Origin of the sequence: Alkalibaculum bacchi (assembly GCF_003317055.1) — a bacterium.
Lineage (GTDB): Bacteria > Bacillota > Clostridia > Eubacteriales > Alkalibacteraceae > Alkalibaculum > Alkalibaculum bacchi.
Map to the genome: position 1 here is coordinate 225,517 of NZ_QNRX01000002.1, position 23,390 is coordinate 248,906.

At 34.3% G+C, this 23,390-nt stretch carries 17 protein-coding genes; 4 read left to right on the plus strand and 13 right to left on the minus strand.

What is annotated here, in order from left to right:
- Positions 1-180: 180 nt before the first annotated feature.
- From uvrB to ftsE, 5 genes are all read right to left on the minus strand, one after another.
- Positions 181-2,133: an excinuclease ABC subunit UvrB gene (gene uvrB / locus DES36_RS02440; protein WP_113919626.1), complete on the minus strand. Its 1,953-nt coding sequence runs from the start codon at positions 2,131-2,133 to the stop codon at positions 181-183.
- A gap of 422 nt (positions 2,134-2,555) precedes the next feature.
- Positions 2,556-3,770 carry a S41 family peptidase gene (locus tag DES36_RS02445; protein ID WP_113919627.1) on the minus strand — a complete coding sequence of 405 codons (1,215 nt, stop codon included), beginning with the start codon at positions 3,768-3,770 and terminating at the stop codon, positions 2,556-2,558.
- Between the two features lie 533 nt (positions 3,771-4,303).
- Positions 4,304-5,533: a murein hydrolase activator EnvC family protein gene (locus DES36_RS02450; protein ID WP_170128143.1), complete on the minus strand. Its 1,230-nt coding sequence runs from the start codon at positions 5,531-5,533 to the stop codon at positions 4,304-4,306.
- A 34-nt stretch (positions 5,534-5,567) separates the two neighbouring features.
- On the minus strand, positions 5,568-6,464 hold the full coding sequence (ftsX, locus tag DES36_RS02455) for a permease-like cell division protein FtsX (RefSeq protein ID WP_113919629.1): 897 nt from the start codon (positions 6,462-6,464) through the stop codon (positions 5,568-5,570).
- A complete protein-coding gene (gene ftsE / locus DES36_RS02460; RefSeq protein WP_113919630.1) occupies positions 6,454-7,140 on the minus strand; it encodes a cell division ATP-binding protein FtsE in 687 nt (228 codons plus the stop codon). The genes ftsX and ftsE overlap by 11 nt, the downstream gene beginning before the upstream one ends.
- 259 nt (positions 7,141-7,399) lie before the next feature.
- Between ftsE and DES36_RS02465 the strand changes: the two genes are divergently transcribed.
- On the plus strand, positions 7,400-9,145 hold the full coding sequence (locus tag DES36_RS02465; protein ID WP_170128144.1) for a B12-binding domain-containing radical SAM protein: 1,746 nt from the start codon (positions 7,400-7,402) through the stop codon (positions 9,143-9,145).
- A 490-nt stretch (positions 9,146-9,635) separates the two neighbouring features.
- Here DES36_RS02465 and DES36_RS02470 read toward each other — a convergent pair whose 3' ends face one another.
- Positions 9,636-10,094, minus strand: coding sequence for a hypothetical protein (locus DES36_RS02470; RefSeq protein ID WP_113919632.1), 459 nt, complete (start codon positions 10,092-10,094; stop codon positions 9,636-9,638).
- Positions 10,095-10,236: 142 nt separating this feature from the next.
- On the opposite strand from DES36_RS02470, the gene DES36_RS02475 reads away from it, so the two are divergent.
- On the plus strand, positions 10,237-11,196 hold the full coding sequence (locus DES36_RS02475; RefSeq protein WP_113919633.1) for a peptidoglycan-binding domain-containing protein: 960 nt from the start codon (positions 10,237-10,239) through the stop codon (positions 11,194-11,196).
- A gap of 303 nt (positions 11,197-11,499) precedes the next feature.
- On the opposite strand, the gene DES36_RS02480 is transcribed toward DES36_RS02475, so the two are convergent.
- Positions 11,500-12,069 carry a DNA-3-methyladenine glycosylase gene (locus DES36_RS02480; protein WP_113919634.1) on the minus strand — a complete coding sequence of 190 codons (570 nt, stop codon included), beginning with the start codon at positions 12,067-12,069 and terminating at the stop codon, positions 11,500-11,502.
- A 645-nt stretch (positions 12,070-12,714) separates the two neighbouring features.
- Here DES36_RS02480 and DES36_RS02490 point away from each other — a divergent pair.
- Complete coding sequence (locus DES36_RS02490) at positions 12,715-13,623, plus strand: hypothetical protein (protein ID WP_113919636.1); 909 nt, start codon at positions 12,715-12,717, stop codon at positions 13,621-13,623.
- A 16-nt stretch (positions 13,624-13,639) separates the two neighbouring features.
- Here the strand turns inward: DES36_RS02490 and DES36_RS02495 are convergent, their stop codons facing one another.
- The 6 genes from DES36_RS02495 to galE all read right to left on the minus strand — a co-directional run bounded on the left by DES36_RS02495 (position 13,640) and on the right by galE (position 22,047).
- The gene (locus DES36_RS02495; protein WP_146953589.1) at positions 13,640-15,406 is read right to left on the minus strand and encodes a polysaccharide biosynthesis protein; all 1,767 of its coding nucleotides are present in this window, start codon (positions 15,404-15,406) and stop codon (positions 13,640-13,642) included.
- Between the two features lie 383 nt (positions 15,407-15,789).
- Positions 15,790-16,914 (minus strand): CDP-glycerol glycerophosphotransferase family protein, encoded by a 1,125-nt coding sequence (locus DES36_RS02500; RefSeq protein ID WP_113919638.1) that lies wholly within the window; start codon positions 16,912-16,914, stop codon positions 15,790-15,792.
- A gap of 9 nt (positions 16,915-16,923) precedes the next feature.
- On the minus strand, positions 16,924-18,159 hold the full coding sequence (locus tag DES36_RS02505) for a CDP-glycerol glycerophosphotransferase family protein (protein ID WP_113919639.1): 1,236 nt from the start codon (positions 18,157-18,159) through the stop codon (positions 16,924-16,926).
- Positions 18,160-18,161: 2 nt separating this feature from the next.
- Positions 18,162-20,402, minus strand: a complete 2,241-nt coding sequence (locus DES36_RS02510; RefSeq protein ID WP_113919640.1) for a CDP-glycerol glycerophosphotransferase family protein — start codon at positions 20,400-20,402, stop codon at positions 18,162-18,164.
- Between the two features lie 95 nt (positions 20,403-20,497).
- A complete protein-coding gene (gene tagD / locus DES36_RS02515; protein WP_113919641.1) occupies positions 20,498-20,896 on the minus strand; it encodes a glycerol-3-phosphate cytidylyltransferase in 399 nt (132 codons plus the stop codon).
- A gap of 143 nt (positions 20,897-21,039) precedes the next feature.
- The gene (galE, locus tag DES36_RS02520) at positions 21,040-22,047 is read right to left on the minus strand and encodes a UDP-glucose 4-epimerase GalE (RefSeq protein WP_113919677.1); all 1,008 of its coding nucleotides are present in this window, start codon (positions 22,045-22,047) and stop codon (positions 21,040-21,042) included.
- A gap of 313 nt (positions 22,048-22,360) precedes the next feature.
- Between galE and DES36_RS02525 the strand changes: the two genes are divergently transcribed.
- Positions 22,361-23,383 (plus strand): LCP family protein, encoded by a 1,023-nt coding sequence (locus DES36_RS02525; RefSeq protein ID WP_113919642.1) that lies wholly within the window; start codon positions 22,361-22,363, stop codon positions 23,381-23,383.
- Positions 23,384-23,390: the final 7 nt, after the last annotated feature.

Sequence of the window (23,390 nt, forward strand, 5' to 3'; positions counted from 1 at the left end):
TTCTAAGTTTTTGGTCACCTAAGGTGACTATTACACTTTTACATAGAACTTACAACTTAGAACTACCTAATTTAAGCCCTCTTTTGAGTTCTAAGTTCTACGTTGTATGTTCTAAGTTTTTGGTCACCTAAAGTGACTATTACGCTTTTACATAGAACTTACAACTTAGAACTACTGAATTCAAGCCTTCTTTAAGGCTTGAATTCGGTCTCTCAACTCGGCTGCTCTTTCGAATTCTAGTTCTTCTGCTGCCGCAATCATTTCTTGTTCTAGTTTTATTATCGTTTCTTCTATATTTTCGCCTACCACAGCATATTTTTCTTCGTCTTCGGCGACTTTTGTTACTTCTATGGCGTCGTGGATTTTCTTTTTGACGGATTGAGGTTTTATATTGTGCTTTTTATTGTATTCCTCTTGAATAGTCCTTCTTCTATTGGTTTCTGTAATAGCTCTTTCCATAGAGCCTGTCATATTATCTGCGTACATGATTACTTTGGCGTCTACATTTCGTGCAGCACGTCCAATGGTTTGAATAAGGGAAGTTTCTGATCGCAAAAATCCTTCCTTATCTGCATCTAATATGGCTACTAAACCTACCTCTGGAATATCAAGGCCTTCTCTAAGCAAATTAATGCCTATTAACACATCGTATATACCCAGTCGTAAATCTCGTATGATTTTTGTACGCTCTAAAGTAATGACATCAGAGTGTAGATATTGAACCTTTATATCAATTTCTTTTAAGTAATCTGTCAAATCTTCTGCCATTTTTTTGGTCAAAGTAGTAACGAGTACTCTTTGATTTTTTTCAATCTTTTCATTGATTTGACCAACTAAGTGGTCAATTTGACCTTGTATTGGTACTACTTCAATTTCTGGATCAATTAATCCAGTTGGTCGAATGATTTGTTCTACTACCTTTAGTGATTTTTCCTTTTCATAAGGACCTGGAGTTGCAGAAGCAAATACAGCAGTGCTAATTTTACCCTCAAACTCTTGGAAATTTAATGGTCTATTATCTAATGCAGATGGCAACCTGAATCCATATTCTACTAGATTCATTTTTCGAGAACGGTCTCCAGCATACATACCCCGAACCTGAGGAATGGTAACATGGGATTCATCTATTATAAGGAGAAAGTCCTTAGGAAAATAATCAATTAAAGTAAAGGGCGGACTTCCAGGTTCTAATCCACTGACATGTCTAGAATAATTTTCTATGCCATTACAGTAGCCCATTTCTCGAAGCATTTCAATATCGTAATTGGTCCTCTGCTCAATCCTCTGAGCCTCAAGCAATTTATCTGATTTTTTAAATTCCTTTATTTGCTCTTCTAGCTCTTTTTCAATTTCCTTTATGGCAACTTCTAGTTTTTCAGGAGTTGTAGCATAGTGAGATGCTGGAAAGATAGAGATATGAGTTCGATAACCTGTTACCTCACCTGTAAGCACATCGATTTCTGAAATTCGATCTACTTCATCCCCAAAAAACTCTATTCGAACAGCTTGATCTGTAGATGCAGCTGGAAAAATCTCTAAAACATCCCCTCGAACTCGGAATGTTCCTCGAGCGAATTCAATATCATTTCGCTTGTACTGTATATCGATAAGCTTGCGAATGACATCATCTCGATCTTTTTCCATTCCAGGACGGAGGGATAAAACTAAGTTTTCATAATCAATTGGACTACCCAGTCCATAAATACAAGATACAGAGGATACGACGATGACATCTTTTCGCTCAAAGAGAGCTGCTGTCGCCGAATGGCGAAGTTTGTCAATTTCATCGTTAACAGACGCATCTTTTTCAATATATAAATCGGAGCCAGGCACATATGCCTCAGGCTGATAATAATCGTAATAACTGACGAAATACTCAACAGCATTTTCTCCGAAAAACTCTGTAAATTCATTATATAATTGGGCAGCTAATGTTTTATTGTGAGCTAATATTAAAGTCGGCTTGTTCACATTTTCAATAATTTTTGCCATAGTATAGGTCTTTCCAGAACCTGTAACTCCTAGTAAAGTTTGCGCTTTAAGCCCATCCTTTACCCCTTTGCTTAACTCCGCAATAGCCTTCCCCTGATCCCCTTGAGGAGTAAAATCAGAAGTAACTTTGAAATCTGGCATACTATAAACCTCCTGTTAAGGTGGTAAGGTGGTCAGGTAGTAAGGTGGTAAGCAAAACCACAACTCGCCTCTAGGCGAGGTAACTCTTACTCCTAACACTGTATCTTGCCTCTTAGTTCTTATTGGCACCTTACAAACTTATATTATTATTCTTGTATATAAAAGATAAAATAAATACATAGCATGTACCACACTTAATTTGAATCGCACATATGTTCGAGCTTATTATACAACACTCAAAAACCCACGTCAATATACTTAAAATATAGGAAATAAGCAAAGGAGGGGCCTGGCCCACTACCTTTGCTTATTTTCACTTTTTACTAAACAGGTCACTGTAAAAGTATCAAAGCATAAATCTACCTCGCCTAAAGGCGAGATTGCCTTTGCTTACCACCTTACCACCTTGTCAGCTTACCACCTTATTTAATTTTCTCCCTCATAATCTCAATCGCCTTATTCAATTGAACATCATCTTTTATATCAAAATCTCCTTCATAACGAGCTTTTTGAGACATTTCTACTGGTACATCTGGCTCGATTCCTTTGCCGTGGATGTTTCTGCCATTAGGTGTAAAGTATTCTGATACAGTTATCTTATAACCTGTGCCATCATTTAAATCGCTCATTCTCTGTACAATCCCTTTGCCAAAAGAAGTAGCTCCTACTACTGTAGCTGCCCCTGTGTCTTGCAATGCTCCTGCAAATATTTCAGAAGCGCTAGCTGAACCCTCATTGATTAATACCACCATTGGTAAATCTATTTTGCTCTTTTCTTCAGAGCTCATAATCTCTTTTTTACCCGCTTTATCCTCCGTATAAACAATTACAGATTCGCCTATCAACTGATCTACAATCTGTACTACCGTGTCCATCATTCCACCAGGATTATCTCTTACATCCAAAATAAGTCCTTTAATATTTGCAGACTGCAATTTGTCTAAATGCTCTTTAAATTCTTTTGCAGTATTCGTTTCAAATTGGGTAATCGTGATATAGCCAATATTGTCTTCTAAAAGCATGCTATCTACGCTATTTAACACGATTTCTTCTCGGGTGATTTCTTTCTCAATGAGCTTAGCAGAACCTTCTCTCTCAATTTCTAATACTACAGAGGTTCCTGCATCTCCTTTTATTTTAGAGACCACCTGTTCTAAGTTTAATCCCGTAACATCGTCTCCATTTACTTTTACAATAAGATCTCCAGAAAGCAAACCAGCTTTCTTGCCAGGAGAACCATCTATTGCTGAAACAACAGTTACTTTATTATCTTCATTTAATCCTACTACTACACCAATTCCAACATAGCTCCCTTGTACTTGTTCCATATAAGCTTGGAACTGGTCTGCGTCATAATAAGCCGTATAGGGATCGCCAACAGCTTCAAACATCCCTTTTATAGCGCCATCTAGTAAACTCTGGTCCTTAACATCCTTGTAGTAACTTGTTTGAATTTCATCTTTTAAATATAATAGCTTCTTTATGTACTCTGTTGTAGCAGTATCTTCTGTTTTTACGATAATCTTGTCTCCTAATGCAATGGATATGCCATTTGCAACAATAAAGGTTGTAGCATTCGTCACTAATAAAAGCAAAATCACTACAATTACAACCACATACCATTTTTTATTTTTCATAAAGCCTCCCCTTGTATATTAAAGAATATTTTACCTATAAATGAATTATATGCAAAATCATCGAGCTTTAATCACTCTAACTCTTAAGAATGTTACCACTTTATAAACCCTTTATCAAGATAAAATGGATTGAGGCACCATCCTTCCTTGAAAAAGTATATAAAATCAAACTTAAGATTTTATTAAAGGTTGTACGGGAAATATCTTTTTTAAGGTGGTCAGGTGGTCAGGAAAACCTAAACTCGCCTATAGGCGAGGTAGAGAAAAGAAAGATCCTTCGGCTAAAGCCTCAAGGATGACAAAGCAGTGGCTAGAGTCAAACAGTGTCTCTGACACATAAAGACTCACGAAGCCGTCCCTAGCTGCTACCCTTGTTATTCTAGAGCGAAGCGAAGAATCTTGACCCTAGAGAAAATGACCCCAGAAACGTACAACTTAAAACGTAGAACCAACCCTACAGAAGCGACCGTAGTCTACGCTTATTCTACATATAAAAAAACTTCTAGGCTGGGCCTAGAAGTTTTTTATATGTATTATCTTACGTAATTTAATGGATTTGTATGTGAGCCGTTTACTCTTATTTCGAAATGAAGATGTATGCCAGTAGATCTACCTGTTGTACCAACTTCTCCTATTGCTTGTCCTGCTGAAACTCTAGTTCCAGCACCAACGTAACGTTGTGCTAAATGAGCGTAAAGGGCACTAATATTGTTGCCGTTTTTATCTGTTCCCATGTCTACAATAACATAATTGCCGTAGCTACCACTATGTACAGATTTAATTACTACTCCATCTCCTACAGCTACTGCATTCACTCCAGCACGTCTTCCCGTTGGAATATCAATTCCTGTATGAAAACTTCTCGTCCCTAAAACAGGGTGAATGCGACTTCCATATGGCGAAGATATTGAAGAGTGTCCAGGTACTGGCCATCTATATGCACCATTGGTTGTTGGTTGGCTTGAGGGCTGTGTGGATCCTCCGCTAGATCCTCCACCAGTATTGTTTTGAGCTTGTTCTGCTGCTCGCTTTGCTGCCTCTTCTGCAGCTCGCTGTGCAAGTATGGCTTTAATTTCAGCCTCAATAGAATTAGACTGTGCTTCTAATTCTCTAAGCTCAGATTCTAGCTTATTTGCATTGGCCTGTAACTCACTCATATAGTTGTTTCTTTCCGCTTTGATTGTGTTTAAGCTGCCTCTTTGATCCTCAGCTTTCTTTTTCATACCTAAAAGATTATTTTTCTTTACTTCAATCTCTTCTTTTTTCTTTGCGATTTCATTTTCTATAGCTTCTAATTTTGCAAACAAATCTTGATCATATTCTGCAATCGTCTTAATCATATCTACTTTTGAAATCAAATCACTAAAGTTTTGAGCGCTAAAGAGAATCTCTAATGGGCTTGTATCACTGTACATGTACATGACCCTTAATCTCTCGTCTAAAGTCTTTTTTTGCTCTTCTTTTTGTGCTATAGCTTTTTCGAGCTCAACGACTATTGCATCTAATTCTTTTTGCGTTTTGTTAATATTATTTTCAATATCTGCAATTTCGTTTTCTGCCTTTTTAATTTGACCGTCTAATTTGTCGATTTCAGCCTTCAATTCTTCCATAGAGGCATTATTTGCATCAAGTTTTTCTTGTACTTCGTCTTGAGATTCTTCATTTTTTTCCAGGTCACCTTTTAGGTCTGCTGTAGATGCATATACCGGCAAGCTAAAGAGCATAAGACCTGCTAACAATAAACTGAGTAACTTCTTTTTCACAATATAGCCCCCTAATTCATTTGTGTTCATTTTCTTATATATCCAAGAATTTTCGCATTGAAAACAGGCTTCCTACTGCTCCTACACCAATACCATAGATTAGAAAGTAAGTGGTAATCTGAGGCATAATCATTTCAGGTGTTGCAAATGTAGTACCCATAAGAATTCCAGATTGCTCTTGAAGGATTCCCAAGAAGAAATAATAGCCATTTCTTACTACAAGAACCGCTAACAAAGAACCCACAAATCCTAATATACTTCCTTCAATGAGAAAAGGAATTCGAATGTACCAATTGGTTGAGCCAATTAGTTTCATGATGCCAATTTCTTTTCTTCGAGCGAAAACTGTAATTTTAATTGTGTTAAAAATAATAAACAACGATATTCCTGTCAAGATTACTAATACAACTAAGCTAAGTGCATTTGCAAAATTGCTAAATTTTATAAGCGAATCTACATATTCCTCGCCATAATTTATGTAGTCTACACCTTCTAATTCACTTAATTCTTTGCTTAATGGTACGATTTTTTCACCGTTTACGGCTTTTACTACATAAGATTCAGGCAAAGGATTGTCTTCTTCCAATCCTTCTAGGATTTTTTGATATTGATTTAACTCTTCTGCCATGTTTTTTAATGCATCTTCTTTTGTTTCAAAGATAAAACTCTCTATATTGGAATTAGAATCAAAAGCATTTTCGAGAGAATCTTTTTGGGCCTCTGTTATGTCTTCTTTTAAAAATACCTTTAACTCCAATTGATTTTCCATCTCATTCGTAATATGTTCTATATTAAAGGCTAAAATCAAGAAGATCCCAAGTATGACTAAAGCTGCTAAAACTGAAATGATCGATGCTATACTCATTAAGGAATTTTTCTTAATGCTCCTAAAGCAGTCTCTAAAGAAATACCTAAAGGTATTAATCTTCATTTGGGTACCCACCTCTTCCGTCTTTAATAATCTTTCCGCCGCTTAAGGCTATTACCCTTTTTTGCATATAATTTACGATTTCTTTATCGTGGGTTGCCATAATAATTGTAGTATCTTGATTGTTGATATTTTCTAATATATTCATAATGTCTTTTGATGTATTCGGATCTAAATTCCCAGTAGGTTCATCGCAAATGATAAAATCAGGCTTATTGACAATTGCCCTAGCTATTCCAACTCTCTGTTGCTCTCCACCTGACAATTGATCTGGAAAATAATCTGCTCTATGAGACAATCCAACTAATTCTAAAACTTCATTAACCCTATCCTTAATCTCAGAAGGGCTCTTTTCAACAATCTCCATTGCAAAAGCAACATTTCCATAAACTGTTTTTTCTGAAAGCAATCGGAAATCTTGAAATACAATCCCCAATTTTCTTCTATAATAAGGAATATCTCTTTTTTTCATCTGTGTGATGTTTCGACTGTCAATTTTGATTTGACCGAGAGAAGGTTCCAATTCTTTCAACAATAACTTTATAAAAGTAGATTTTCCTGCACCACTTTTACCGACAACAAATACAAATTCCCCGGTACCAATCTCTAGGTTTACATCCGAGAGGGCAAGGTGTTTCGTCTTGTCATAAGTAACACTTACATCTTTTAACTCAATCAAAAAATTACCTCCAAGATGATTTGTCTAATTGTAAACTATTTGTAACAGTCACATTATATCAAACTCTGCAAAATAATAAAACCCCTTTGACAAAATTCCTATATTTTTCTTTTTGAAACCCTAAATTTAACAAGATTTTACTTTTGCATTCATAATTCTTGTACTAAAAATCTATTTTTTCTACATTTCATTATATGGTATTATGACTATAATCAACAATGTAAATAAATTGTAATAACTAAATGAAAGAGGCATGAACATGAAAATCATATTATCTACTCTAAACTCTAAATACATCCATACTAGTTTATCCATCCGAGCTTTACATTCAAACTCTATACCTAAAGGATTTCAATCCTTATTAAAAGAATATACCATTAATGATCAACTAGATCATATACTCAGCGATTTATATCGTTGCAAAGGAGATATATACGGCTTTTCTTGTTATATTTGGAATCTAGAGGAAACCTTAAAAATCGTAGGGAATCTAAAAAAAATACTTCCTACTGCCCTTATCGTACTAGGGGGACCAGAGGTATCTTTTGATGGAAAAGAAGTGTTAGATCACTCCTGTGCAGATATTGTTGTAAAAGGTGAAGGGGAGATTACCTTTAGAGAGCTATTATCTAAATATCAAAGTGGAGAAGATTATTACAACACAGATGGCATTGTCTATAAAAAAGACCAAACCATCTATGAAACAAGAGATCGACCTGCTTTACAAGATATGGATCAATTGCATTTTGCCTACGAAAAAGAGGATATGGGCAAATATAAAAATCAAATCTTGTATTATGAGGGAAGTAGGGGATGTCCTTTTTCTTGCAGCTATTGTCTGTCTTCTGTAGATAAGGCAGTGCGACTCCATTCTATTGATCGGGTAAAAAGAGATTTACTGCATTTTCTAGATCACAATGTAAAACAAGTGAAGTTTGTAGATCGTACTTTTAACTGTAATGTTTCTTGGGCAAAAGATATTATTTCCTTTCTTATACAGAACAATAATGGCCATACAAACTTTCACTTTGAGATGGCAGCAGATTTATTAGATGACGAGATTATAAAATTACTAAATACTGCCCCTGTAGGATTGTTTCAGTTAGAAGTTGGCATTCAATCTGTCAACGAATCTACTTTAGCATCCATACAAAGAGCTACGAGTATTGAAAAAATCGAAAAAAACATACGCAAGCTTCAATCTAGTCAAAATATGCATATACATTTAGACCTTATTGCTGGATTGCCAGAAGAAGACTTTGATACCTTTGCTCATTCATTTAATAAAGTTTATACTATGAAACCAGATATGCTCCAGTTGGGCTTTCTTAAGGTACTAAAGGGTTCCCCGATTTACTTACAAAGGGACAAATACCACCTAAAATACACTGCAAATCCACCTTATGAAATCTTGTCCAATGATTTTATAAGCTATGACGAGATTATAGGCCTAAAAAAAATCGAAAGTCTTTTAGATCGATACAACAATAGCGGTAACTTCCAAAACACCTTAGACTACTTCATCCTTCAAAAAGAAAAAGCCCCTTTTAGCTTTTTTCAGGAGTTTGTAAGCTATTGGGAAGAAAAAAAATTATTTGACGTATCTCATAACAAGGATAGACTTTATGAAATCTTGCTAGATTTTGCTTACACTTTAGAAGAAAATGTAGACTTCATAAAAGAACTACTAAAATTAGATTATTTAATGTACAACAAGCTAACCCTTCCAGCTTTTATAGCATCCACATCACCAAGAAAAGAAGAAGTCTTCGAGTTGCTAAAAAACCCAAATTTTAAAGCAAAATACCTCCCATACCAAATAGAAACGCCAGCTAAAAAACTGTATAAAGAAGTTCAGATAGAAATTTTTAAATACAATATCACAAACCTAGCCGCCCCTATGAAGCGAGATACTGTCCTCATGTTTCATAAGGCTACAAAGCCGATGTTACGGCAAGTGAATGAGTATAAGGTGATAAGCAAATATGCGACTGCGTCGCAGTGAACAATGAACATGGAACAATGAATAATTAGCAGTATTAAAGGCTAAGTAAATAGTCGCATCTTTGTACTGTTCCGTGTTCGATGTTTATTTTTCATCGTTCATTGAAGGTTTTGTGTTTTAATTTAATACTAGGTGATTATATCGTTCATGCGTTAATAGTTAATATGGTAAGATCCTTCGCTTCGCTCCAGGATGACTAGGGTGGATAATTAAGGTAAAGGACGATATGCGCCAAGCGCAGTGACCCTAGCTCCTGCCGTGTCATTCTGAGCGTAGCGAAGAATCTCACTAGATCTCATTGAAAGTCGAGTTTATTTTTCATTTTCATACATGTCTATGTTACTACTTAATTCCTAGGGATCCTTCGTCGCTTCGCTCCAGGATCACGTGGGCGAAGCGCAGTCCCGTCCAACCGCCCAACCGTCCAACGAACCAACCAATAAATTTCCTAAGTTTCCAACATACTAGCTTAAAAAGTTCTGCTTTCAGCTTAAACCATAAATCCACTACTCGCTATCCGTCCAATATACCCAGACAACACTTCTAAGCCATATCTTTCTTCAATGGTGATATGATGAATAATCAATAGGAATAGGTTTTTCTCACAGTGCTTTTCCAATTCTCCCAAGGCTTGTAAGAAAAGAACGGCAATATTGTTCAATTCTTGCAAAACCTTATTGCAATCTGTGCACAGTTCATAGACAAATTTTGAATCCCGAGTTCCATAAAGGGCTCTGTCTTCTAATTGTTCTAATTGAGGTATGGTTTTTTGAATATTTTCATATACTCTATTTAATCCTTGAACTACATTCTCTATCTCTTTCAAATTTTCCTGCTCCTGCAATAATTCGTTTACCATCACTACATGTTCAACACAGTTGCTTAAGTAATAAGACTCTTCTTTAACAATATGTACGACAAAATTTATTATTGGAATTTGATTTGCCAATAGAAACACTCCCCCTCTGCCTTATTACTATATTATGTTCTGAATTTAAAATTGTTCCTTTTTAGCAATACTTCCCATCTATTGATTTACACTGTTATTATTGATAAAATAAAACTAAATATGACAAAAGGGGAAAACTAGTGTGAAATTAGTAAAAAACTTAGGAACTTATTGCATTATCATGATTTTCATCATGACTCTTACATCTTCTTTTCTGGTAAGCAGTGAAGATATAAGCAAAATTGGAGACATAAGTCTTAAAGAAGAAAAAATGAAGAAGGTCTTTTACAGCTCATCAAGTAAAATGGATGAAAATACGCAAGTAGCTAAAAAAGAAGAAAAGAAAGAAAAAGAAAAAAAAGAAGATTCTCAACCCTCCACTTCAACTTCAGGAGAAGTAGCTTATGAAGGTTTATACGAAAATAAACCCACAGTCAATGAAGCTGGTTACACATTAGGTGATTCTTCAGAGGAAATCTTAGCTTATCAAAAGCTTCTCTACTATTTAGGCTACTTAGAAGCCTTACCAGAAGGACAGTATAAAGGAATTCCTGGAGGCAATTTTGAGAAGACTACAGAAGCAGCAGTAAAGGAATATCAGACAAAAGAAAAATTACAAGCGACAGGTACTTTGGATAAAGAAACTCAAGAGTCCTTAATCTCAAAACCAATTGAATTTAAAGTTGGAAAATCTGGAGAGGAAATTCAAAGTTATCAACTTATTCTTTACTATCTTGATTACATAAAAGATTATCCAAAAGGAAACTTTGATAATCTTACGGAAACAGCCGTAAAAAGCTATCAAGAAGATCGAAAACTTGAAGATACAGGCGTACTAACGCAAGAGACTCAAAAATCCTTAAAATCCGAGACCCTTGAATACTTAGCTGGCAAAAGAGGTAAAGCCATCATGGAGTATCAAGATGTATTAATTAATTTAGGATATTTACAAGGAAATCCAGATGGCCAACTAGGCTCCATTAGCGTAGATGCTATCAAAATCTATCAAGAAAAAAACGACCTTGAAATAACAGGCTACCTAGACACCAAAACCTTAACATCCATGAAAAAACCATTAGATCAACAAGTGAAATTTAAATAGCGGAAGTTGAAGGCAGAAAGCGGAAAGGTAAAAGATCAATTAACTTGGTAAAACAGGTTATGGTTTTTCTTTTCGCTTTTTTGTTTTTAATATTATCCATATTAGAAAGACTTGATAATAATTTTAAATCTTAAATTGAATAATGAACACTGAACATGGAACATGGAACATGGAACAGTACAAATATGCGACTATTTACAGAGCATTTTATATTGTTAACTATTCATTGTTCTATATTCATTCTTCACTGCGACGTCAGTCGCATATTTGCTGACCACCCGACCACCTGACCACCTGACCACCTTAGTAGTAATATCTCCATTCAAAATCTACAGCTTCCTCTGCATAATCAATATTGATTCTCTTCCCCTTTTGAATTTGTTTTACGACAAAATGATCATCTTCTAAATACAAACGTTCTCCTAAAAGCGACCTTCCATTATCTTTTTTTGTAATATTTAAAGCTTTAGTAAGCTTTCCTGGTCCATTACATAAATTCTTAATTTGATACTTACTGGCAATTTCCCGGGAAATTCCGTACCGATTGACAAACATCGCATCTATATTTCCTACAGGTTCTACACCTCTCAACAAAACCCCCGACCCTTCGTCAGCATTCCCTGTCACAATATTCATGCAATAGTACATGCCATAAATCATGTACACATACACATGCCCGCCCTCATAAAACATGACCTCAGTCCTTTTAGTACGCCGTTGTCCATAACAATGAGCCGCCTTGTCTATCGCCCCAATATAAGCTTCTACCTCTCTTATTCTCACCTTAATGTCATTACAAACAAGAACCTTCCCTAAAAGATCCTGCGCCACTTCCAATGTATCTCTAGTATAAAAAGATTTGTCTAATTTCATCCACTATCGTCCTATTCCTATATATTATAAATATTATATTACCCTTGTTGGGCATTTTAAACACAAGATTTTAAAATCGCGAAGAGCTAAAAGCTGATAAAACCTGCAATCAGCGGCCAGTCTTCAGCATTTTGGCATAACCTTGGGGTAGGCTCTGTGGTCAGTTTTTAAGGTCAAAGATTCTTCGCTTCGCTTCAGAATGACGTGCATGAAGCGCAGTGACCTTAGCTACTGCTTAGTCATCCATAGCGTAGCGAAGAATCCCACTGAACAAACTGTAAGTACATAAACTATATAATAGTTCTAATTTAATTAGTACTATAACAAACACAAAAATCTTCAATGAAAAATGAACACTGAACATGGAACATAGAACATAGAACAGTGCAAATATGCGACTCAATAAACCTTTATATTGTTCATTATTCATTGTTCCCTGTTCATTGTTCACCGCGACGTAGGTCGCATATTTGCTGACCACCTGACCACCTGACCACCTGACCACCTGACCACCTGACTACCCGACCACCTCACAAAAGTTCTTCCGCGCCGACGACCACCTTAAACAGAAAACGCAATTATACTAATTACTACCTATAGATTTATGGTATAATAAAAATGCTTTTATACATACGGAGGTGTTTGATGAAAACTTTTGGGAAACTATTGTTGTTATGGGTTTTTAGTGGATTGATGATTTCTCTTTCTTATTTTAGCAGCTCTATTATTAACCAGTTCGTTCTATTAAATTCTACATATATAACTCAAATAAGCTCAAATATGTATTATTTAATAGGAATCAAAGTATTGGTTTTATCCTTATTTATAATCACTAAAAAACAGCGGTACAGTTATATACGCACAATACTAGGCATCCTAGCAAGTAATATCGCTGCTATTTTATTATTGATTTTTTATCTTGGTTTGTCTATAGAATCCTATATACCTTATGGAATAAATGCTGCAATAGATTTTGTGCTAATTTTCATCTTGATTGCGGTGATAAACAAAATATCATCAAATAGACAAAAAGATGAAGAAATCGACGACATCAATCAATTCATGGGCATGAAGCAAGACTTAGAATCTCTAAAAAATAAAATCATCGATAAAAAAGAAGAATTGTCTTTTCTTGAAACTATGATTAAAGATAGGGAATTAGACTTATCAAAAAAACAACAAGAAATGGCAGAAGCCCTTCAAAAAAGTGCTTCCATTTCTCACTCTAATAAGGAGCACAACGACAACGGAGCTTTAAATACACAAGAGAATGATTCATTTTATTCTGTATTTGAAAATTTAGAACAAATTTCTGAAGGAATCTTAAAGCAAATAAAAACCTTAGAAGAAAAAGAACTCTACATAGACAAACAAATAAAAACACTTGAACAAAGACAGAGAGAATACGACAAGCAACTTTATCATGTCCTATTCGATTCACCAGAATTGGGTGATGACGAGGTAAAACTCAAGGACAAACATTCTGAAATCATCATTAAAAAAGGAGATCTGGCTCAAATTCGAGCTATGGTCGAACGAGCTTTAGAGGAGTAGGTTTAAACCTACTCCTCTAAGAACTATACGCACTATATATATACAACTTTTCTTCAGTAAGTTGTTTTAAATACTTCCTACATTCTTCTAACAAACCCATTTGGAGCTTTGCTTCTATTATATCCACGACTTTTAAAGCTAAATAATAGTCTACCTTCACTTCAGGCAATTCATATACATAGGAATCTAGCTTATCAGAAGACATGTGTCCTAAAGCTTGATGAGCTATGTACAATTTGAGTGGATAAGCTCCTTTTGTAAATGTAACATGAATTTTTTCTTCCAGCAGCCCCCTGTAGTTCATTTCGCTTATAAAATTGGGTAAAAATATTTGATGACCTACATAGACCCCCACAGACTCCTTCTTTTGTATACAACTCAATAAAATCCTAACAGCTTCTTCTTTATCGTACAAATGGACAAAGATATCCTTGGGATTTGCTTCGACTACTTTATTAAAGGGATATTGTCGTAATTCTCTTATAAAAGGATTATCCCTCTTTAAATAATTTGGCAATCGGACAACTTGATAACAAGTTTCCATATATTTATCTCTCGACCGAACTAAGGACTCTACATTTCCATAGCAATTACCCATAATTGATTTTGGTTTTTCTGCTAAAGAAGAAGATACAAATGTAAAAGTCTTAACAGACTCAGGTATACTTTGTAGAATTTTCTTGGTGTAAACAATATTCCGTTCAATACACGATTTAATGTCACTCTCACATTTTTCAATATCATCAATGGGCAAACCATAAACAATTCGTTGGTGTCCTTCAAAGACCTCTTGTTCTACTACACCTTCTGGTTGTGCAGAGATCAAGACAATTTCGTTATGGTCCATATACCTTTGATATAATTGCAACAGATTTGCTTCATAGTCTACTACCGTAATGCCTTTTGCGCCTTTTTCTATTATTTGCTCACATAATTCCACACACACATCTCCTGTATAAAGGAGCAGTATATTTTCATCAATAAAATCTCCACTACTTTCTATATTTAATGGGAAGTACTTTATAATATCTTCTATATTAGTTAATTCAGTAAGTGAATAGTTTTCATCTAACAACTCTATTGAAAAGGGCATGTCCTTTGTTATTTCAAAGATATCTAAAAATTCTAGTCTATAAAAATTCTTAGTGTAAACCACAATGGAATCAAATCCAATCTCATTAATCTTATCTCGCAAATCATCTATATAAACAAAATTTTCATCTTGAAGGCTAATATTTAATATGATGCCATTAGGAGCAAAGTTTTTTATTTGTTTAAGTTCCTTCATCTTTAAATCTTTCACAATAATCAAAGGTGTTGGTGTGTAAGAACTCATTTCTTTTTTGCTGAAATTTGAAAAAGCTTTCTTTTTATTTGGGGACATTACAGAGACCCTTGCTGCATCACGCTTCTCTTGAGCCTTTCTTTCTAGGTTTCTATTGATTCCAATAAACAACACGTCCACTAATAAATTAATTGTGCAAATTTCATATAAACATTCAACATTTATCAAATACAAGCAGATAAAGCTAAAAAGATTATAAATAGCAACAATCGCAAGAACTTTATTGAGCTGTTTGCTTTGAGCATAAAATTTAAAGAAAATCAAAATGACAGACAGCTTGGACATCAAAACTACGACAAGCCCTCCGTATAAAAACTGCAGCAAATTACCTGCATACCATATATCCACTAAAATCAGACTGAAAGAAAAAGAAATGGCTAAGGATATCATTTCTAACAAAGACATAAATATAAAATTTTTTCGTGAACTCTTCTTCATTTGCACCCCAACTTCTTCCTGTTTTTGTACATCATAACATGTCCAATGTAAAAAAAAGTCAGGAATTTGTCAGAAGAAAAATTTAGTTGAAAGCAGAATGTGGAATGCGAAAAGTGGAAAGTGGAACTCATTAAGTTGTAAAGTTTATAGGCTAGTCGGTTGGTTGGTTGCTTGGACGGGGCTGCGCTTCGCGCAATTTGCAAATGAAAATTGAACATTTAAAATTGTTTCTTGCCTTTAAAGAAGACTAGTAAGATTCTTCGCTAGGCTCAGAATGACTGGGGCAGTAGCTAGGGTCACTGCGCTTTCGCGAAGGTCATCCTGGAGCGAAGCGAAGGATCTAAGACCCAAAAGGAATACACAAGATGCCTTTGTTGACCACCTTACCACCTTACCACCTTACCACCTTGCAATACTCTCTCAATCTCATTCACAACCCGCTCTGTCGACTGACCATCCTGATGATCAAAAAATCGCTCTTTCATTTGCCTTACCTTTTCCACTTGGTAATCTTCGTTTTTAATGACTCGAACCATATCTTCTTTCGTATAGCAAATGGGGCCTGGCGCTAGTTCCTCATAGTCATAGTACAATCCTCTTTTGGCTTTGTATTCTTCTAAGTCTGGTGCGTAAAGTATAATGGGTTTTTCTAGTATAGAAAAATCAAATATTACTGCCGAATAATCCGATACTAAAATATCGCTTACGGAAAATAGCTCATATATATCTAAATGATTCACATTGATAATGCTCTCGTTATTTTCGTGTCCCAAGCTAATATCATGTAAAAAGGGATGCATTTTGTACAATAAAACATAATCTTCCTCTAGCTCTTGGTAGATATAAGACAAATCCAACTGGACATATTTCTTATCAAAAACCCCATCTCCTCTAAAAGTAGGGGCGTATAACAAGACCTTTTTTCCCTTTATTTGTGGATATCTTTTGTACATTTGTTGACGGTATTTCTCCATCGTATCTTTATTGTATAGTATGTCTGTCTTTGCTACGCCAAGCTTTAAGATCTTATCCTTCTCCATATTAAAGGCTGTCGAGAAAGTCTTTTGAAATTCTTCGCCTGCAACATATACATAATCGTAGTTTCTAATTTTAAACCTTCTGCTAATATCGCAACCAAATTTCTTTACTGCTCCACAAGCATGCCAGATTTGAATGATTGTCGTTTCCTCTTTCTTTTTTATATTGCATACAGGAAAATTATTCCCATCTAATAAAACCGCAGAGGAGGTATTAATATGATATGTTTGCATGACAAAATTTAGTAAGTATATGAATTTTCCAAAGAGGGTATTGTCAAACTTTCGAATGAGATGGACTATTTTGTAGCCTTTATTCCTTTTTTTCAATTCATCACTTATTAATTTAAAATTTCCCGTAAGATGTGTCTCAAAATAAGAAATAAAGACGATCTTCTTTTTATTTATTGGAATGAAACGGGTAAGTAAAGAAGTTAGTTTCACCACCAATAAAGCTATTATCTTTTCCATATCTTAACCTCATCTATCTTGTCTAAAGACAATATCTAATACCTTTTTACTCGATTTCCCATCATTCCACTGACAATAATTCTGGTAAAACGCATTCATCCGATTATCATATTCTTCTTGAACCTGCTCAATATGAACAATCTGATCTAATAGCTCTTCTTCCTTCTCCAATATGGGACCTGGTAGTTCTTTATAAATATCTAGATAAAATCCCCTCAAATGATCTCTATATTCTTCTAAATCGTACATATAAAATAAGACAGGTCGCCTTAAGACGCCATAATCAAAGAATACGCTGGAATAATCTGTAACCAAAATATCGCTCATAAGATATAAATCATTGATATCTTGACAATGACTTGCATCATAAACAAAGTTTGGCGGCAGCTCTTTATTCTTTGTATTGTATATAAGATAATGAGGCTTATAAACAACCACATACTCCTCACCAAGAGCTTCATACCACTTGCTAAAATTTACTTTCAGTTCAAAAACGTACCCCTTTGTGTCATATGTATTATCTCTCCACGTAGGCGCGTATAAAATCACTTTTTTATTCTTTGGTATATTGTATTTCTCTTTCAATTCTTCTATATATTCTTTGCTCCCATTTACTAAGATATCATTTCGTGGGTAACCTGTCTCAATAATGACACCAGGTTTTAAACGAAAAGCGCTAGTAAAAGCCTGAGAAGAAAACTCATTAGCTGAGATCATATGGTCATACTTTTGAGAATCTTTCACATAGCTATTTACCATGTCTTCCCAACTCATCTCACTTCGATAAAAAGTAGTATTATCTCCTACCTCTATATCTGCAGCTAATCTTTTAAGAGGCGTACCATGCCAAGTTTGCAAGTATATTTGATTGCTTTTTTTCCTATAGTAAACAGGCATCTTTGCATTAAAGAACCAGTACTTAGAAGTAGCTAAGTAATAAAAGTACTGTAAGCTATTATATTTTACGTTTATAGCCCCTTCAATACGATTCTTTTTTAGATTATTAAATGCCCATACAAATGTAAAATCCTTATATCTCTCATCATATCTCATTTCATTATATAAAGCCTTAGGATTACACGAAAATCCTTGACCCTTATGACTACAGAATAAAACCAACTTGTCATTTACGGGCAATATTCTAATGAGAATATTATAAGTAAAACTACGGAAAGTTTTTAAAAGAGTAATAGCGATCTTTCGTAGTAATCTATTTTTTGCTATTACATGTTTTAATTTATCCATGGTCAATCACCTGTTTCATTGTCTTTAAAGATGAAATCACAAATTCTTTTCGTTGCATTTCCATCTTCTAGCTTACAAAACGATTCTATAAATCTGTCTAATCGTTCATCATTACCACGTATATTTTTCAATTCGTAGACTAATTGATCATTTGTTTGAACAATAGGTCCAGGCATGCTTGTCTCTACATCTAGATAAAAACCACGTAATCGATCTCTGTAATCTTCAAGATCATACATAAAGAAAATCATCGGTCTCTTTAGCACAGCATAGTCAAAATAAACAGAAGAATAATCTGTAATGAGTACATCAGCTATTAAATACAGCTGAGCAATATCTCCTGTTGAAATATTGTAGGCAAACTCCTCATAACCAGTTAAATCAATGCTATCTGCAACTAAATAGTGCATGCGGAAAATAATGACATACTCGTCAGAAATACTGTTCTTTAGCTTCTCTAAGTCTATAGGATTTGTAAACTTGTATTTAGATTTTTCAAAATACTGATCGTCTCGCCAAGTTGGCGCATATAATATTACCTTTTTAGCTAATGGGATATTGTATTTTTTCTTTATTTCATTGGTCGTATCCATATTATTCTTATTCTGCACTAAGAAGTCATTTCTAGGTGAACCACTTTCTAGAATGCTCTCCTTTGGTATGCTAAATGCTCGAGAAAAAATATTTGTACAGAAGGAATTTGGTGAGACAAGATAATCCCAATTTCTAGATTCTCGGTAAAAATTTCGATTATAGCTAAATGTATTTGTACTTGGCATATGGACTTCGTCAATATCTGTACCTAATCTCTTTAGAGGCGTTCCATGCCATGTTTGCAAATAAACCGTATCTCTAGGTTTTTCTACCCAAAGGGGAAATCTCGTATTGGACACCCAGTATTTAGATGAAGCCATACGATAAAACCATCTAAGAGAGAATCTCTTTACATAAGGGACTTTATTTTCCTTAAAGATTTTAATAGCATCTGGTTCTATACTCCATACGCAGTTCATATGTGGGTAATTTTTAAGAATATACTCGTAAATGGCTCTGGGGTGGTCACTGTATTGCCTTCCTCCAAAACTCTCAAAAATGACCTTTTTATTACCTCTATTTAGCTTTTTGACCATTAATCTTATTAAATTATATCGAATACTGTTTATTCTTTTTGTAATCCAAGATTTATCCTTGATTACCTCAAGGACAATTTTTCCCGCTTTCGTTGTCTCAATACTAATATCTTTTTCGAGGACCCTATATTTCTTTTCAAAATAAGATTCTTTTTTAGACAAAACACATAGTATTTCAGTAGAATCAAATTGTATTTGCACATAAATATCTGTAAATCGTTCATCAAGAAACTCTTTGACAGGTACTACAGCTTGTACAAAGCCATTCTCTAATATCTCAGCCTCTACCTTTTCAACTTTGTTGTTTTTTCTACCTTTAAAAATCATAGAGCATTCATTTGGGCTGTCTTCCACATTTATTTTTGCACGAAGAGTAATTTCCTCCTCTTGCCACAGGACATCATCAATCGTAACATAACTTTTTAATCGATTTGATGACAGATACAAACCTTTGTTTTCATATGAAAGCTGAAAAATCCTTTTATTCATGATGCTAAATGGGCGCAAAGATATAACCTCAGGATTATCATAATGAAAGTCAAAAATCTGATTATTATTTAATAGAAATAGTTTGTATTTTTTCACACCAAGACCTAAATGCAAATCGCATACGATTTTATAATCTACTACCTCTACCTCGTACAAAAAAGACTCCCCTTTAGCAAATAGCAAGAGGGAAACTTTATCTAATAGAATATCTTTTTCTAAAGAAATGATGATTCTTTCTGGAGTAATCTCGTAATTCACTCCATTTAATACTTGTTCATTAAAAGGATGCTTTACAGGCTCGTAATCCGTTTTTAACAATACCGCCTCATCCCTTAGATCATTGTCTTTAATAAAAGTTTCATAAGATATTTTTTTTATATAATTTTTTATAGACGAAAGGCATTCATCAAAATACTTATTTTGTTCATAATATAAATTGTGAACAAGATAATATGTATCGATTTCTTGATCATCTACTTGCAAACCAGTTGCCTCTTTGATAATAATTTTTTTGCTAATAGTATTTGCAATATTAGCATTCGTTTGATCAAAGATGATATTTGATAATTGAAATTTTGTTTGCAAAGTAGCTCTATCGAAGCCTTGTAAATCTCTACTTTTCATAAATAATATGTTCTCCTTTTATTCCACCCATAATGAAACTACTATAGTTAATATAGTATCTAAAAAAATGAGATGCAAAATGCATCCCTAAATTTTTATTTATTTAATTGATCTTTTAAATCATGCTTGATTTTTGTAGTTGAAATCCCCTCAGTTCGTGGCAAATAAACTACATCACAATATTCTTTTACAAAATCAAATTTGCCTTCCCAATCATCGCCCATAACAAATACATCTACATTATATTTTTGAACATCTTGGACCTTTTGTTCCCAATTTTGCTCGGGAATAACCAAGTCCACATATCGTATTGATTCTAAAATTGTTTTTCTTGCTTCAAAAGTATAATAAGCTTTTTTGCCTTTCATTGCGTTAAATTCATCATCTGAGATTGCAACAATTAAATAATCGCCTAATTGTTTTGCTCTTCGTAAAAGATTAATATGCCCTACATGTAATAAATCAAAAGTTCCATAAGTTATGACTCGCTTCATATATATCACCTAAAGTTATTTTATTTTCATTTGTATCTACTATATTTTGTTAATTTATTTTAACATATGGTATTATAACATTACAAAAGACAATTGTCCACACCCGACAGATTTCTCACTACTACCCTTAAGCATTTTAGCAATCAATAGCCCTTAGGATTCTTCTTTTGCCAATTCCAAGAATCTCTACACATATCCTCAATACCCTTTTCTGCGACCCAGCCTAATTCTACTTTAGCCTTTGTAGGATCAGCATAGCACTGAGCGATATCTCCAGGGCGTCTTGGTGTAATCTCATAGGGGATTTTTATACCATTGGCCTTTTCAAAGTTCTTTACAATATCTAGCACACTGTATCCTGTGCCTGTTCCTAAATTAAAAGCTTCTATACCAGTAGTGTCTTTTATCTTTTGAAGAGCCTTTAGATGCCCTTTTGCCAAGTCTACTACGTGAATATAATCTCTAACACCAGTTCCATCATGAGTATCGTAATCATTGCCAAAGACGCTTAATTTTTCCCTCTTGCCTATAGCTACCTGGGTAATAAAAGGCATCAGATTATTCGGTATGCCATTAGGATCCTCCCCTATTCTCCCACTCTCATGAGCTCCTATAGGATTAAAATAGCGAAGAAGAGAAATGCTCCACTCTTTGTCAGAAATATAAAGATCTCTTAAAATCTGCTCAATCATGAGTTTAGTACTTCCATAGGGGTTGGTGGTACTAAGAGGAAAATCCTCTGAAATTGGCACAGTATCAGGAACACCGTAAACCGTAGCAGATGAGCTAAACACCAATTTCTTTACATTATGCTTCTCCATCACTTCACAAAGGATAAGAGTGCCTGTAATATTATTGTGATAGTACCTTAGAGGTATTTGAACAGACTCTCCTACAGCCTTCAATCCAGCAAAGTGAATGACAGCCTCAATATTATTTTCATCAAAAACCTGTTCAAGGCTTTGTCTATCTAAAATATCTACTTCGTAAAACTTTATCGACTTACCCGTCAATTCTTCCACTCGTTTAAGGGATTCTGTCTTACTATTAGAAAGATTATCCACAACTACAATATCATAACCCTCATTTAATAATTCAACACAAGCATGGCTCCCTATATAGCCTGCACCACCTGTAACCAAGATCATAATTACTGCCTCCATTTGTGATTTGTACACTTTATTAAATACCTTGATAAAATATTCAATATGTTTCTAAAACATTTTACCACAATTTATCTACTATTTATAATTTTGTTAATTCATTCTAACATATTTCATATATTTATCATTTTTATTTTACACGAATTTTATATCCTCATTACAAATTCAATATTCCCTTGAGGAAAATCATGTTATAATAAATAAGTGTTTAAGCGACATCTTTCGTCACACAACTCATCTACTTAAGTGAAAATTAGTTTTATAAAATCATGTAAAAATTATTTATAGAAGGAGAATACATATGGCTAAAAAACGAAAGAAAAAGAAAAAAGGAAGCTTCCTAAGAAAATTCCTCACATTTATATTTATATTAGTTGTACTAGGTATATCAGGAGCTTTTGTAGTATCGAATGTATTGCTAGGAGATATTGACAAAGTAGAGATATCAGATGATTTAAATATTTCAGAAGAGCTAAATAAAAACGAAAACATCGTCAATATCGCATTATTTGGTATTGATACTCGAGAGGAAGGATATAGTGGCAGAGCCGATACCATTATGATTGGCACATTAGACAAAGAACATAAAAAACTAAAACTAACCTCTATTATGCGAGATACATATGTCAGTATCCCTGGTGAAAAATATGACAAGATAAATCACTCCTATGCCTATGGAGGACCGGAACTAGCAATTAAAACGATTAATCAAAACTTTGATATGAATATTAGGGATTATGTTACTGTGAATTTTGAAGCATTGGAGAAGATTGTAGATGCTGTTGGTGGGGTGGAGATTGATGTAAAACAAAGCGAAATCGAACAATTTAATATAGTAATAAAATCATTTGACAATTTTTCTGGTAAGTCTACTAAAAAAATTACTTCTTCAGGATTACAAACATTATCTGGAAGACAAGCATTAGCATATAGCAGAATACGTTATGCAGGTAATGGTGACTATGAACGAACTGAAAGGCAGAGAACTGTCTTAGAAAACATTGTTAACAAAGTATTAAATGATGGCTCTTTAGCACAAGCACTATCTCTCATTAAAAATCTATCACCTTATATTGAGACTAGCCTTAATACAAATGAAATGGTTAGTTATGCTACATCCGTTTTCACTTCTGGTATAAAGGACATGGAGAATACTCGGCTACCGTTGGATAAGTATTCTCAAGGAGGAACCTGGGATGGAACATTTTATTTAAAACCAAGAAACCTTTCTGACAATGTTACCTACTTACATGAGTTTATTTACGAAGAGTCTGATTACATCCCTACCTCTACGGTATCCGGAATTAGCAATGAAATTCAGTAATAAAAAA